This window comes from Methanosphaera sp. (assembly GCF_022768985.1).
In the GTDB taxonomy this organism is placed as follows: Archaea; Methanobacteriota; Methanobacteria; order Methanobacteriales; family Methanobacteriaceae; genus Methanosphaera.
Genome location: NZ_JALEKL010000009.1, coordinates 317,118 through 332,707 on the forward strand (window position 1 = coordinate 317,118; position 15,590 = coordinate 332,707).

Annotated in this window: 11 protein-coding genes; 9 read left to right on the top strand and 2 right to left on the bottom strand. The window is 29.6% G+C overall.

The window, feature by feature from the left end:
• Positions 1-58: 58 nt before the first annotated feature.
• Together tfe and comA are read right to left on the bottom strand one after the other, a co-directional pair.
• The gene (tfe, locus tag MRZ80_RS04850) at positions 59-601 is read right to left on the bottom strand and encodes a transcription factor E (RefSeq protein WP_292536724.1); all 543 of its coding nucleotides are present in this window, start codon (positions 599-601) and stop codon (positions 59-61) included.
• Positions 602-848: 247 nt separating this feature from the next.
• Positions 849-1,607 carry a phosphosulfolactate synthase gene (gene comA / locus MRZ80_RS04855; RefSeq protein ID WP_292536726.1) on the bottom strand — a complete coding sequence of 253 codons (759 nt, stop codon included), beginning with the start codon at positions 1,605-1,607 and terminating at the stop codon, positions 849-851.
• Positions 1,608-2,279: 672 nt separating this feature from the next.
• Here comA and ftsZ point away from each other — a divergent pair.
• The 9 genes from ftsZ (at position 2,280) to MRZ80_RS04900 (ending at position 15,465) form a co-directional block, all read left to right on the top strand.
• Entirely contained in the window at positions 2,280-3,431 is a 1,152-nt protein-coding gene (ftsZ, locus tag MRZ80_RS04860) for a cell division protein FtsZ (RefSeq protein WP_292536729.1), read from the top strand.
• Between the two features lie 202 nt (positions 3,432-3,633).
• A complete protein-coding gene (locus MRZ80_RS04865; RefSeq protein ID WP_292536731.1) occupies positions 3,634-3,819 on the top strand; it encodes a protein translocase SEC61 complex subunit gamma in 186 nt (61 codons plus the stop codon).
• A gap of 137 nt (positions 3,820-3,956) precedes the next feature.
• Entirely contained in the window at positions 3,957-4,400 is a 444-nt protein-coding gene (locus MRZ80_RS04870; protein ID WP_292536732.1) for a transcription elongation factor Spt5, read from the top strand.
• Positions 4,400-4,882 (top strand): 50S ribosomal protein L11, encoded by a 483-nt coding sequence (locus tag MRZ80_RS04875; RefSeq protein WP_292536734.1) that lies wholly within the window; start codon positions 4,400-4,402, stop codon positions 4,880-4,882. Before MRZ80_RS04870 ends, MRZ80_RS04875 begins: the two co-directional genes overlap by 1 nt.
• 188 nt (positions 4,883-5,070) lie before the next feature.
• Positions 5,071-5,709, top strand: a complete 639-nt coding sequence (locus MRZ80_RS04880; RefSeq protein WP_292536736.1) for a 50S ribosomal protein L1 — start codon at positions 5,071-5,073, stop codon at positions 5,707-5,709.
• Complete coding sequence (locus MRZ80_RS04885; RefSeq protein WP_292536739.1) at positions 5,710-6,702, top strand: 50S ribosomal protein L10; 993 nt, start codon at positions 5,710-5,712, stop codon at positions 6,700-6,702. It begins immediately after the preceding gene.
• A 138-nt stretch (positions 6,703-6,840) separates the two neighbouring features.
• Positions 6,841-7,143 (top strand): 50S ribosomal protein P1, encoded by a 303-nt coding sequence (gene rpl12p / locus MRZ80_RS04890; RefSeq protein WP_292536742.1) that lies wholly within the window; start codon positions 6,841-6,843, stop codon positions 7,141-7,143.
• 409 nt (positions 7,144-7,552) lie between these two features.
• Positions 7,553-10,258 (top strand): alanine--tRNA ligase, encoded by a 2,706-nt coding sequence (gene alaS, locus MRZ80_RS04895; RefSeq protein WP_292536744.1) that lies wholly within the window; start codon positions 7,553-7,555, stop codon positions 10,256-10,258.
• Between the two features lie 257 nt (positions 10,259-10,515).
• Positions 10,516-15,465 (top strand): hypothetical protein, encoded by a 4,950-nt coding sequence (locus tag MRZ80_RS04900; protein WP_292536746.1) that lies wholly within the window; start codon positions 10,516-10,518, stop codon positions 15,463-15,465.
• The last annotated feature ends 125 nt before the right edge of the window (positions 15,466-15,590 follow it).

Below are 15,590 nucleotides of genomic sequence, written 5' to 3' on the forward strand. Positions count from 1 at the left end.
GATTAATTATTTAATTTATTTTTTAAGGGAGGTGAGGAAAAAGTGTTTGAAGAATTATCTATTCTTCATTTATTGTGTATGAGGATTTAAGTTTTTTAAGATCATTGATTATATCTGTGTTATCTTTGTATTCTAATGTTGTATTACATCTAGGACATATGAATTGATATGTTGCAGCCTCATCAAATGGATATCTGCATCCATTAGGACATACAAAGAACATATTATTTTCTTCATATTCTAAAGATTCTTTAATTTCCTCATTATGATGGTTATACTGGGTTTCTAGAATATTTGCTGCTTTTCTTGAATCAAATCTCCAGTAGTATGTAAACCATTGTGTTTCTGGATCTTTTTTCCTTGTATAGTTTGCCATCCCTACATCATAAAATTTATATAAGATTTTTCTTACTAAATTTAATTTAATACCTGTAGCTTCAGCTATCTGTTCATCTGTAACTTCAGCTGTGAATAAACAATCTAATATTTTCTCACTATTATCAGAATCATGAGTTAGATCATATGCTAATTTTTTAACATTATGTTCATTTAAGAACTTGGAATCATAATCAAAATTATATACAACTTTTTTTCTAGCCATTATCTAATCTCGCCTAAATTTTTATACAAACTAAATATTCTATCATGTAGCAATTTATTTAGTTGTTAATATTATATTATTTATGTATCTAGTATTATAAATAATTTTATTATTTCAGGGTATGTTTCAGATAATATAATATATTATAAATTAAATCATAAAAATCCATAAAAAAAGCAATAAATTAAGGTGTAAGTTTCAATTAAAAATAAGATTATCTAAAAAAAATAAAATAAGAGGAGAAATATTATACTTTACCGAGTGTATCTCCTCTAAGTCCACGTCTTAATGTTTCAAGTGAAATAATATCGTTTGTATTAATATTTCCAAGGTTAATATCATTTCCAAGTGTTAAAATTAATTCAACTTGCTGATTTTTCTGTGGAGCTTCCCACATAATTTTTTCACGTGGAGTATTTTCATATAATTTTGTTAAAGTATCAGCTTTAATATTTCCACTACCATCATAAATACCAATATTTTTACCACTTTCACGTCCTTCAACAATAACCATATCAGCACCATTTTGAATATCAGTATTAATTAATTCAATTCTCATATCCTCTGAGTATTCTTTATCTTTTTGTGGATTTTTCTTTCCAACTTCTGTTAATGTATAAAGTCCAACTTCTTTAGCTTTACTTATTGCATCAGCACGTCTATCTGCATCAATAACTGTTGATCCATCTGAAATTTCAACAGCATTAAATCCTAGTTTATCAAGTTGTTGGAAGTATTCATCTATTTTATCTTCACGATTTGCAAGTTCAAAGAGTGTTCCACCAGGATATGTTTTAATATCATATGAATGATACAATTCATTTTTATCTTTTATAATATCTTCATCTACAAGCATTGATGTTCCCCATCCATACTTTGCAAGATTAAAGTATTCAGCTGTAATTGTAAGCATGTCTTCTACTGTTTTATATCCCATTGCTTTATCTAGAACCATTGTGTTTGTATCAACTTTTCCAACTTTGTCTAAAAATTCAAATGCTTTCATGTTATCTAAAGCCTCACCATTTTAATTTTATTTTTTTTGTTATATTTTCTTTAAGCCTAATTATATTAATTAATATTAAAACTAATTTTTCATTTCCATCATTAGTTTTTTTTAGTTTATTTTATTTTCTTTTGTATTTACAATTATATATTAACATAGTATTTAAATTAATATAAAAATTACATTAATTAATAAATTATATCTTCTTGAATTTTAGAGTTATATTTAAACTAAATTTATATATTTTATTAGATAGAGATAAATATTAATATAAAATTTATTATTTATTTAAAAAAATAAGAAAGTATATCTTAAAATTAATATCGTTAATTATTGGATATGGATGTTTAAATCTTAATTATTGATACAAAATTAAATTGTATAAATTACATAACTCAGTTAATATCCTAAATTAATTAGATTTCCCAAGCCAAATATAGTATTATTTATAACTAAATTATATACTATGGTTATTTTTAGAAAATCTTTTAGAAATGATATTAATTACACAATGAAAAAAAGATGTAAAATCATAACAATACCCCTTTAATTGGTTTGTTTGATTTTCAATAATGTAAGATATTAAATAATTCAATAATAAATATAATATTAGTAATATTAATAAGACTAGATAATGGTTATTAATTATAAACATGATAGTGAGGGTGTTAAGTGAAATCTTTAATAAATGATAGCTTAAAAGATTCTAAAGCTAATACTACAACAGAAAGACCTAATGTCCCTAGTTCAAGTTCAAACTTAGATGATATTAACCAAGAACTTGTGGATATTATAAACCAAAGTAGAGCAAAAATATTTGTTATAGGAGCAGGTGGAGCTGGAAATAACACTATTTCACGTTTAGGTGAAATTGGTATTGAAGGTGCAGAAACTATCTCTGTAAACACAGATGCACAAGATTTATTCTTCTGTAAATCAAATGATAAAATCTTAATTGGAAAAGAAACCTGTGCTGGTCTTGGTGCTGGTGGAATTCCTGCAGTAGGAGAAGCAAGTGCAGAAGAAAGTGAAGAACAAATTAAAAGAAAGATCGATGGAGCAGATATGGTATTTGTAACATGTGGTCTTGGTGGAGGAACAGGTACAGGTTCAGCACCAGTAATTAGTAAAATTGCACAAAAAGCAGGTGCATTAACTATTGCTGTTGTAACAATGCCATTTAGTGCAGAAGGAGTAAAAAGACGAGAAAATGCTGAAAGTGGTCTTGAAAAACTTCAAGAAGCAGCAGATACAGTTCTTGTAATTCCTAATGATAAATTACTAGAAGTTGCTCCAAGCTTACCAATTAACAAAGCATTTATGGTATCAGATGAACTTCTCGGACGTGCTGTAAAAGGTATCACAGAGTTAATTACAAAACCTGGACTTGTAAGTTTAGACTTTGCTGATATTAAAAGTGTAATGGAAGACAGTGGAATGGCTATGATTGGTATGGGTGAATCCGATACTGGTGATAGAGCTATTGAATCTGTAAATGAAGCTCTTAACAGTCCACTTCTCGATCTTGATATTTCCAATGCAAAAAGTGCACTTGTTAACATAAGTGGTAGCAGTGATTTAACATTAAATGAAGCTGAAAAAATTGTACAAATTGTTGCAGATGAACTTGACCCTGAAGCAAACATCATCTGGGGTACACAGATACAAGACGATCTTGCAAGTACAGTAAGAACAACAATTGTTATTGCTGGAGTAAACTCCCCATCAAGTGGATCTGATGATTCATACAAAGAAAAATCACGTGGAGAAGAAGCAGCAACACCTGACACAGACCTTGAAGGCTTTATAGATGATGTATTCTAGATAATTAATTTTATCTAGAATTTAATTTTTTTTAAAACTATTCAAAATCCACTGAAAAACTATTTTTATTTTTATGATTTTTTCATAATTTTAGGAAAATAAACACAAAGCTTTATTAATAGTAAAAAATATATCTAATATATGATCCCTATCTTAGGTTTTAAATTTTCTCATTTTTGAATTTTAAATGCAGGTAAATATTATGAATATAAACAAAGAATCAATAGGCAGTTTTATAAAACAATGCGAAAGAGTACTTAAAATTTCAAGAAAACCTGATAATAGCGAATATAAAACTGTAGCAAAAGTTACAGGAATAGGAGTTATTGCAATAGGTGTTGTTGGATTCATAATTACAATAGTATCACAACTATTATTCTATTCATAGTTGTTTTATGAAAACTTTAAATAAACTTTAGAACAATAAAAATATTTTTTTTTAATAATATTTTTTTTAAATGAAATTAAAAATAGTAATTTCAATGAGATAAATTAAATTTTACAATAAAATAAAAAGTGAAAAATATGTTTTATGCAATGAGAGTTCTTATTGGACAAGAAAAGAATGTAGCAGCATTACTTGCACAAAGTATTAAGCATGAAGACACAGGAATATCTGCAATTCTTGCTCCAGAAGAAATGCAAGGTTACATCTTTGTTGAGTCTGATAAAACATTAGATATGAGAAACCCTGTACTTAAAGTACCAAACTTGAGAAGTTTAGTCGAAGGAGACGTAGCATTTGACGAACTTCAATCATACCTTAACCCTGAACCTCCAATGATCAACATTGACAAAGGCAGTGTTGTTGAATTGACTTCAGGACCATTTAAAGGTGAAAAAGCTAAAGTTGTAAGACTTGATGAAGCTAAAGAAGACGTTGTATTGGAATTAATTGAAGCAGCAGTTCCAATACCTGTTACAGTAAAGGGTGACCAAATCAGATTAATACAAAGGGAGGCTGAATAGTGGCTAGTCAAACTATTGAAATCCTAGTGGAAGGTGGAAAAGCCACACCAGGACCACCATTAGGTCCGGCTATAGGTCCATTAGGTATTAATATGATGCAAGTTGTTGAAGAAATCAACAAAAAAACTGCTGATTTCGCTGGAATGAAAGTGCCTGCAAAAATAACTGCAGATCTTGATACAAAAGAATTTGAGGTAACAATAGGAACACCACCTACAACAGCTTTAATTCTTGATGAATTAGGAATCGAAAGCGGTTCACACGAACCAGGTACAGAAGTAGCAGCTGATTTCAAAGTTGAACAAGCATTTAAAGTTGCTAGAATGAAATACGATGACTTACTTGCAAATGATTACAAACACGCTACAAAAGAAGTGATTGGAACATGCGTAAGTATGGGTATTAACGTTGAAGGTAAAGATGGACGTGACACTCAAAAAGACATCGACAATGGAGATTATGACGAAGTATTTAACCAATAGATACTTTCTAAATAATTTTTATAATTATTCATTACTACAACCATATTAGTAACAAGAAATAAATTATATTAATCTATAAGATTAGGCTTTAAATATAAAAATTTTATACAATGTACATGGTACATATTTTATTTACACGTTGAATTTGATTTAAATTAATTTAAATCTTATTCTTTGGAGGAAATTTAATGACACAAGAAATTGAAGAAGCAGTGAAGAAGGTTTTATCAGAATCTAAACCGAGAAACTTCACACAGTCTATAGATGTGGTCATGACCATAAACGATTTAGACATAAACAAACCAGAAAACCGTTTAGATGAAGAAGTGCTTCTCCCTAATGGACGTGGAAAAGATGTTAAAATTGCATTTATTGCTGAAGGTGAATTAGCATACCAAGCTGAACAAGCAGGTGCAGATTTAGTTATAAGCAAAGAAAGACTTGAAGAATTAGGTAAAAATAGACAAGAAGCTAAAAAAATAGCTAACTCTCATGATTTCTTCGTAGCACAATCTGACTTAATGCCAACAGTTGGTAGATTCTTAGGACCTGTATTAGGACCAAGAAAAAAAATGCCTAAACCAATTCCAGCTAGTGCAAATCCAGAAACCATATTAGGTAGATTAAGAAGTACAATAAAAATAAGAGTGAAAGACCAACCTATAATACAATCTATTGTAGGATCTGAAGATATGACTGAAGAACAAGTTTCTGAAAATATCGATGCTATAATGGATGTTCTTGATCGTAAATTAGAAAAAGGTTCTAAACAGATCAAAGCAATGTATTTAAAAACCACAATGGGATCTGTAACGAGGGTGATCTAGATGAATCATGTTGCAGATTGGAAAAAAGAAAAAGTTGCTGAATTAGAAGATTTATCAAATTCTCACGAAATTGTAGGTATTGTGAACTTAGCTGATATCCCAGCACCACAACTTCAAACTATGAGAAAATCATTAGGTGATAAAGCAGTTTTAAAAATGTCACGTAAAAACTTTATTAAAATTGCACTTGAAAATTCTGATAAAGATCTTGAAGATTTAGCAGATTATCTTGAAGGTCAACCAGCAATGGTCTTCACAGAAATGAATCCTTTCAAACTATTTAAAATCTTAGAAGATAGTAAAACGGAAGCTCCAGCAAAAGCTGGAAGTATTGCTCCAGCTGATATCGTAGTTCCAGCAGGAGATACATCTTTCCCACCTGGACCTATTCTTGGTGAATTACAACAAGCTGGTATTCCTGCAAAAATCGATAAAGGAAAAATTGTAGTAACCGACGATGCAACAGTTGTAAACGAAGGCGAAGAAATTCCTAAAAAAGTTGCAGACATACTCACAAAACTTGAAATTTACCCAATGGAAGTGGGAATGGACTTACTAGCAGTTTGTGAAGGAGACACAATTTACACAGCAGATGTACTTAGAATTGATGAAGAAGAAACTCGTCAAACAATTGCAACTGCATTCCAGAATGCTATTAATTTATCAGTTAACGCAGCTGTATTCAACAGTGAATCAACACCACTACTCATACAGAAAGCTGCAAATGAAGCTCTTAACTTAGCAGTATTTGCTAACATATTAACTTCAGAAACAGCTGATAGAATATTATCTAAAGCATATTCACAAATGTTAGCTTTAGCATCCAAATTATCTGAAGATGCAACTGATGATGAACTTAAAGAAAAATTAAATTCACAAGCAGCAGCAGCTCCAGCAGTTGAGGATACTCAAGAAGCTGAAGAAGAACCTGAAGAAGAGGAAGAAGACGAAGAAGTATCTGCAGCAGCAGGTCTCGGAGCTCTCTTTGGATAAGTTCACTTCAACTAGTAACAAACGGAAACTTACTCAAATCCTTATTGCCAATTAGGATTTAACTAAAAAAAGAATTTAAAAAGAATTTAAACTTTATATAAAAGCAAAAATTAATATTAAATTAAAAGGTGTATTAAGATGGAATACGTATACGCAGCATTATTATTAAACGCAACAGAAAAAGAAATTAACGAAGAAAATGTTACAGCTATCTTATCTGCAGCTGGTGTAGATGTAGATGATGCTAGAGTAAAAGCATTAATCGCATCCCTCGAAGATGTAGATATTGAAGAAGCTATCGCAACAGCAGCAGTAGCAGCAGCACCTGCAGCAGCTCCTGTAGCAGCTGAAGAAGAAGAAGCTGAAGAAGAAGAGGAAGAAGACGAAGAAGAAGAAGCTGAAGAAGCAGCAGCAGCTGGATTAGGTGCACTTTTCGGATAAGTGCCCTGCCACTTCTCTCTTTTTAATTCTTTTTTTTAAAATTTTTTTATTTATACAGATTTAATTACTTATTTTATTTTACATATTGCTTATTTTACTTAAATTAACTATTTTTCATATTAATTAATTGATCTTTAAACTACTTTTTATATATTATAAAAAACATAAATCTAACTAGTATTAGATAAAAAAGAAAAAATAAATTTTTCAATAAAAATCTAGCCTTTATATGAATTATATGAATATAACATCTATGGATCATATTAAGGAGAAAAACTATTTCATAAACTACCAAATATTAGCTGTAATTATTTTTTTAAGCTTTATTTGATGAAGATCTTTAGAATACAAATTTGAAGATTTATTTAATTATAGTAAATACAAAAAAAATTATTTTAAGTGTATATTTATGACATTTGAACTTGAAGAATTAGGATATAAAAAACAGGTTTGTCAGAAATGTGGAAATACATTCTGGTCTATCCGTCCAAGAGCAACATGTGGGGATGCTCCATGTGATGAATATGAATTTATTGGAAATCCTGTAACTGATAAACATTACGATTTAATGGGTATTCAGAAGAAATTTAAAGGATTTTTCAAAGATAATGACCATACACCAATTGACAGATATCCTGTTTTAGCAAAAAGATGGAGAAATGACGTATTTCTTGTTGGAGCATCAATTTATGACTTCCAGCCATGGGTAACTAATGGAATGACAAAACCACCTGCAAATCCATTGGTTGTAGCACAGCCATCAATTCGTCTTAATGATGTTGATAATGTTGGAAGAACAGGAAGACATATGACCTGTTTTACAATGGGTGCACACCATGCATTTAACTCAGAAGGCAACAACATCTACTGGCAAAATCAGACATTAAGATACTGTCATGACTTCCTTGTAAGTATTGGAATTAATGAAGAAGAAATTACCTATATTGAATCCTGGTGGAAAGGTGGAGGTAATGAAGGTCCTTCATATGAGATTTGTGCTCATGGTGTAGAACTTGCAACTCTTGTGTTTATCCAGTATGCAACAACAAAAGATGGTCTTAAAGAAATTCCTCTTAAAGTTGTAGATACAGGTTATGGTCTTGAACGTATTGCATGGGTAAGTCAGGGAACACCTACAGCATATGATGCTACATTTGAACCTGTTATTAATTCATTAACAGATCTTAGTGGTGTAGAACTTGATACTGAAATTTTATCTGAAAATGCACGTATTGCAGGTATGATGGATATTGAAGATATATCAGATCTTAAACTTTTACGTAAAAAAGTAGCAGATAAATTATCTGTAGATGTAGATTATCTTAAAGATGCAACAGCTCCAATGGAGGCAATTTATATTGTTGCAGATCATACAAGATGTTTAAGTTTCATGCTTGCTGATGGTATTATTCCATCAAATGTAAAAGAAGGATATCTTGCACGTTTAGTTCTAAGACGTACTGTTAAATACATGAATGAATTAGGACTTAATGAATCATTATCTGATATTATGAAAATACAGCTTGACTTCCTTTCAAAAACATACCCTGAAATTAAAGATAACAAAGACTATATCTTAAATATCACAGATCTTGAAGAAGAAAGATATCATACAACACTCACAAAAGGTACAAATCTTATTAAAAGATCAATTAAAAATCTTAAAAAAGATAATATTACATCATTCCCTAATGATATGCTTATAAACTTCTATGATTCACATGGTATACCACCTGAAACTGTTGAAGCAATAGCAAAAGAAAATGCATTTGATGCAAACATACCAGATAACTTCTACACTCAAATTGCAGCAGCACACGAAGAAGAAGAAGTTGAAGAAGCAGAAGAGATAGAACTTAACTATCCTAAAACACAACTTACATTCTATGATGATCTATCATTACGCACATGTGATGCTAAAGTTCTTGGTGTTGAAGATTCAAATAAAATTATTCTTGATCAAACAATATTCTACCCTGAAGGTGGAGGTCAACCATCAGATATAGGTACAATTAAAGTTGATGATGTAGATTTAAACATCACCTATGCTGAGAAGAAAGATGACATAGTACTTCATCATGTAGCAGAAGATGATGTTGAAAAACTATCAGATATTATAGGTAAAGATGTAGTATGTAATATTGATGCTAACAGACGTGATCTTCTAACACGTAACCATACAGCAACACATATTGTTATATCATCAGCACGTAAAGTTCTTGGAAAACATATCTGGCAGGCTGGAGCTCAGAAAGGTATTGAAAAATCAAGAATTGACTTATCACACTATAAACGTATAAGTTATGATGAACTTAAAGAGATTGAAAAACTTGCAAATCAGAGAGTTCAACAAAATATACCTGTAAATATACAATGGTATAACAGAACTGATGCAGAACGTAAATATGGATTTAAATTATATCAGGGTGGTATTGTACCTGGTAAAGATATTCGTGTTGTTGAAATTCCAGGTGTTGATGTTGAAGCATGTGCAGGTACACATTGTATGCGAACTGGTGATATAGGAGCTATTAAAATCCTAAGAACTGAAAGAGTTCAAGATGGTGTTGAAAGACTTGAATATGCTGTATCTGATTCTGCAGTTGAAAAAATACAGGAAAATGATTTAATTATCAAAGAAAGTAGTGAAATCTTTGGTGTAGATGCAGATCAACTACCTAAAACATGTGAAAGATTCTTTAATGAATGGAAACAACAACAAAAAACAATTAAAGCTCTTGAAAAACAGGTTGCTGAGGCTAAAGTTTCATCACTTGAAAATGAAGTAAGATGTGTTGGTGACTTTAAAGTATTAACACAACTTCTTGATGTTGAAGCATCACAACTTAGAGAGATTGCAATCGATACAGTTGAGAAAAATCAAGTTGCAGATGTTGCAGTTTTAATTAACAATGATGGTAATATTGTTGCAGCAGCAAATGATGCTGTTGTAGATTATGGAGTTAAAATGGGTGATGTAGTATCTGATATTGGATCTGTTCTTGGTGGTCGTGGTGGAGGTAAACCTAACCTTGCACAAGGTGCTAAAATGACAGAACTTAACAGAATTGATGAAGCATTTGCTGTTGTTGACTCTAAATTAGGAGATAATTAGATTTTCTCCTTTTTTTATTCTTTTTTTTATTTTATTTTTTTATAAATTCTTATTTTCTTAAATAAGCTTTGATTTAGTTTCTATTAACCTACTTTTTAATTATAGTTCTTATATTACCTAATCAATTTTATTTTAGCTAAAATGTTAAATATCTTATTTTATAAAATAAATAGTAACTATTAAAAAAATTATTAAAAATTTTATAATTATTTTTAATAGTGTTATTTTTCAAAAAACAAAGGGAGTTAGAATTGATTATGTCATCAAAAAAATCAATTTTATTAACTTTAATGCTTTTCTTTGTTTTCATAGTCGGACTTACAGCAAGCTGTGCTGCAGACTCTGCAAATAGTAGCGTGCATACTACAGCAGATACAATTTCAGCAGATACAGTTTCAGTAGATACTGTTAGCTCTGATATTGAAGTAAAAGAAAAGACAATACCAAATAAGGAAATAAAATCAAACATAAAAGAAAATAAAAAACAGACAAAAAACGTGGATAAAACAACAAAAAAAGCAACAACTCACGTTATTACAAATTCTACAATAGGTAATTACTTCATAAAAGATAATAATTACTCACTTGCAGATAACGTAGTTGCAGGAGATACACTTGATATTCAAGGAAATATCTCAAACCTCGATGATAAAAACTTCTCAATGATAGTTAACAAACCAGTTAACATAATATCATCAACAAAAGATGCATATATTGATCTTAATACAACAGCAGGAAGTCTTCTTGGTGAAAATCCTGGAACAGCATTTAACATAATAAATGGTGCAAATGGAACAAACATGTCAGGAATCTACCTCCACAACACACAATTCTGGATAAGTGGAGTATCAAATGTTGTAATAAACAATATTTCAGCAGTAGTTGAAGATCAAAGAGTAGGAAGTGGAGTAGGACAAACATCAATAAGAAACAATGCAACAAACATCACACTTAAAAACAGTTTCATATATACAAGAAACAATGGTGGAAGTAGTAGTGTTGTAATTGCATGGGCAGACTACTGTACAATAGAAAATAACACCATTCAAGGTGAAGGTAATGTTGGAAACCTCTTCTATTTAACAACATACAATGTAAATCTTGAAATTCCAAATGGAACAATTGTAAATTCAAATAACAAATTTATAAACAACCATATTATAGGTCCTCAAATTGCATCAAATATTTGTGGTGGAATCTATGTATGTGGAAGTAACAACACAATTGCAAACAACATAGTTGACACAAAAGGTGTAGGTCTTACAACCCAGTGGGGTACAAACCTTGTAATTGAAAACTACACAATTGAAAATAACACATTTAATCAAGGTGCATCAATTAGTGCTGCATCAATAAGAAAATCAGTATATAGAAACAACACAGTAACCACTGGAAGAACAATAATTCGTGATTCTGTTGCAGAAAATAACAAATTCCTTGGAAGTTGTACAATTACAAACTGTAACCTTACAAACAACACAATAAAAGGTGCTCTTACAATAAGTAATTCATCAAATGTAACAGGAAACTCACTTGAAACATTATATATTACATCTACAAGTTCAAAAGATAATGTAATTGAAAATAACAGAATTATTGCTAAAAATACAACAAAACCTGTAACTATTAAAAGTACAAACAACACATTTAAAAACAACTACGTAGTTGGAATAACAACACCAGGTGATGAAGCATTAGATATTGCACAAGGCAATATTGTTGAAAATACAACACCTGTATCAAATACAGTTACAATTACAGAAGAAAACTTTGGAAATTACTTTGATAATGATGGAAATCTATTAAGTGAAGAAATTCGTGACTTTACAACAATTAATATTCAAGGTACACTTACAGATAGAAAATTCATAATTAGCAATCTCATGGTTACAATTGAAGGTATAGATGCTACATTAAACAATGGAAAAATAACACTTGAAGAAGGTGCAGTTGCATACATTAAAAATATTAAATTTAATACAGAAGATATTGCAATTGAATTAAATTCAGATGACAGCCTTATTGAAAATGTAACAATTAATACAAGCAGTAGTGATGCTGCAATTGCTATAGATGGTAATGGTAACACAGTAACAAAATCTACAATTACATTAAGTAATGAAACTTCAGCTAAAGCAGTTACAATAAAAGGATCAAATAATAAAATTACAAACAATAATATTACCTCTAATAAAGCAGCAAGTGTAAATGCTATTATTGTTGATGGAGATTCAGTTGGAAATAATATCTTATCAAATACAATTACAATTAACAATGCAACAGATGCAAAAGCAGTTGTTATAAATGGTAAATTTAATCATTCACAAGTTTCATCAAACAATATCTATATTAATGCTACAAATGTATGTGCTATTGATGCAACAGGTGATATGGAATCTGCTGTAATTAATACAAATAAAATCTTTGTAGGTACAGCAAATACATTTAAAGCAATAGCTATTAAAGGTAACCTTGATAATGTTACAGTAAATTCAAATAATATACAAACTAAAAATACAACAACAATAAATGCAATAGAAGTAATTGGTGACTTTACAAACAAAGCACAAATTGCAAGAAATACAATTAACATAACAAATGCTGACTCTATTGTTGCTGTAAATGTAACAGGAACACTCTATAGTGGTTCTTTTGTAAGTACACATATCATTAATATTACAGGTAAAAATGTTATTGGTATAACAGTTGATAAATTAACAAACTCAACAGAGCTTCGTTCAAATTCAATGAATATTACAGCTACAGAACAATCAGATGCTAATGTTGGAATTATTGTATCAGGAGAAAACTATACTGTTGCATCAAATACAGTAAATGGTAATGTATTACCATTAAAAGTATATGATTCAGAAAATGTAAGAGTTGAAAGATTATATGGTAATATTACACAAGCTGTAGTATTTAGTAATGTTACAAATAATTCATCATTTATTAATTCAAATATTAACTCAACAGCTAATATTGCATTAAAACTTATTGACTCTAAAAAAGTAAATGTAACAAACAATGTATTTAAAATGGCATCAAAAGAATTCTATGGTAACAATGCTGTAGAAGCAAAAGCTGAAGATAACAACATAATTTACAACAACAAACCATATATGACATCACTTAAAATTGAAGGTGTAGATAATCTTAAAGTTGATGTGCCAGTAGAAATTACAATCACAATCTTAGATGAAAACAATACAGCTGTAAAATATTCAAGTTCACAGTCAATGATTGTATCAATTAATGGTCAGAAAACAACAATTAAAGCTACAACATACACATTTACATTAACACCTAGTGCTATTGAAAATATAATTGAAGTAGAATTTAATGATAAAAATAATTACTATGCACCAATTAGTGAAACAAATACATACAATGCTACAATTGGAACACCTAAAATTATAATTTCAGGTCATGAAAACTTAAAAATTGATGAACCATCAGAAATTACAATTACAGTTGTAGATGAAAATAACAATACAATTAATGCTGATAACTTCTCATTTAATGTATCAATAAATGGTGAACTTGTTGAAGTTAATTCAACATCATACACATTTACATTAACACCTGATGTAATTAAAAATACAATCAGAGCAAACTTCACAGATAACACTGGTGCAAGAGAAAATGCAACACTCTCAAGAGATATTAAAGCTGCAAAATCTGATGTATATGCACCTGTAAAAATAGATATTCAAGGTCTTAACTTAGTTGTTGGTAAAACATCAACAGTAACAATTACAATTGAATATACAAATGGTACACAAGTACCTAAACTTACAGATGGATCATTTATTGTATATGTTGGTGATGATGAATATAAAGTAAATGATACAACAGTTACAATTAATATTACACCAACATCAACAAGAAAAATAACAGTAGATATAGAATATACAGATAACACTGGAAGAACAAGAAGTACTTCTCAAGCATATATAACTAGTGTTGCAAAACGTAATGCAACAGTAACAGTAGATGTAAATGATACAAAAATCTTTGAAGACATCAACATGTCAATTAAAGTTTTAGAAGATGCAACAGCTGTAAATGAAGGAAAAGCAATAATAAAAATAGATGATGAAGTAGTTGGAGAAGTAAATGTTACAAATGGAGTTGTAGACTTCACATATGAAAATTCAACACTTCCAACAGGTCAACACATTGTATTAGTCGAATTCACATCACCTAATTACAACTCATACACAGCAAATGCAACATTTACAATTACAAAATATGATATTGAAGATGTTACAATTGAAGGATTTGATGTAAAAGTTGGTAAAAATACAACAATTACTGCAACAATTGTAGATGAAAATGGTAAAGCTATAGATTCAATTAAAGATGTTGAAGTATTAATTGATGGCATATCAGTTGCTAATAAAACAATAATCATACAAAATGGAAAACTTGAAATTGATATTCCTACAAGCTCACTTAAAGTTGGACAACACTCAGTTGTTGTTAATATTAAAGAAGATGAAATTAACTATGCATCTGATGTTTCAGCTGCAATTAGTATAATTAAAGGTAATGCTAATATTAACATACAAAAACTTGATGTAATCTATGCTGGAAGTAACATTACACTCATTGCTGTAGTTACAGATGATGAAGGTAAAGTATTAAATGATGGTAAAGTTGCATTTAAATTAAATGGTAAAACACTTAAAGATGCAGATGGTAAAGCAATCACTGTAAAAGTTGAAAATGGTGTTGCAAAACTTGTATATGAAATACCTAAAGATTATTCAGCAAAAGATTATAAACTTACAGCAGTATATGAATCAAATACAATCACAAGATCTGAAGCTACAGAAATAATTACAATACAAAAAGCAAACATTGTAATTACACCTGAAGCATTAATTTATGATGAAGATGGTAACTTAGCAATTAAAGCTAGTGTTAAAACAGTATTTGATCAAGAAATTACAAATGCTCAGAAAGTTACAGTAAAAGTTAATGGAAAAGCTATTATTAATAAATTAACAATTAATAATGGTATAATTGACATTAAACAAGCTGTTGGAATTAAAAAAGGAGAAGCTAAAATTACAATTATTGTTGGTGAAAACAGTAAATATGCACAATCTAGAATTGAAACATCAATCTATGTATTACCACAAGCAAATCCTAAAACAGCTAAAATGTCAAATTCTACAATCATAGCTGCTAAAGTATAGAAGGTTATATTTTACTATAACTTTCCCACTTAACCACCCCTTTTTTTTATATTATTAAATTTAATTTATCTGATTTTGAAAATATGCTCTTCTTTTTATGTATTTCTGATTTTTTTTTAAATTAT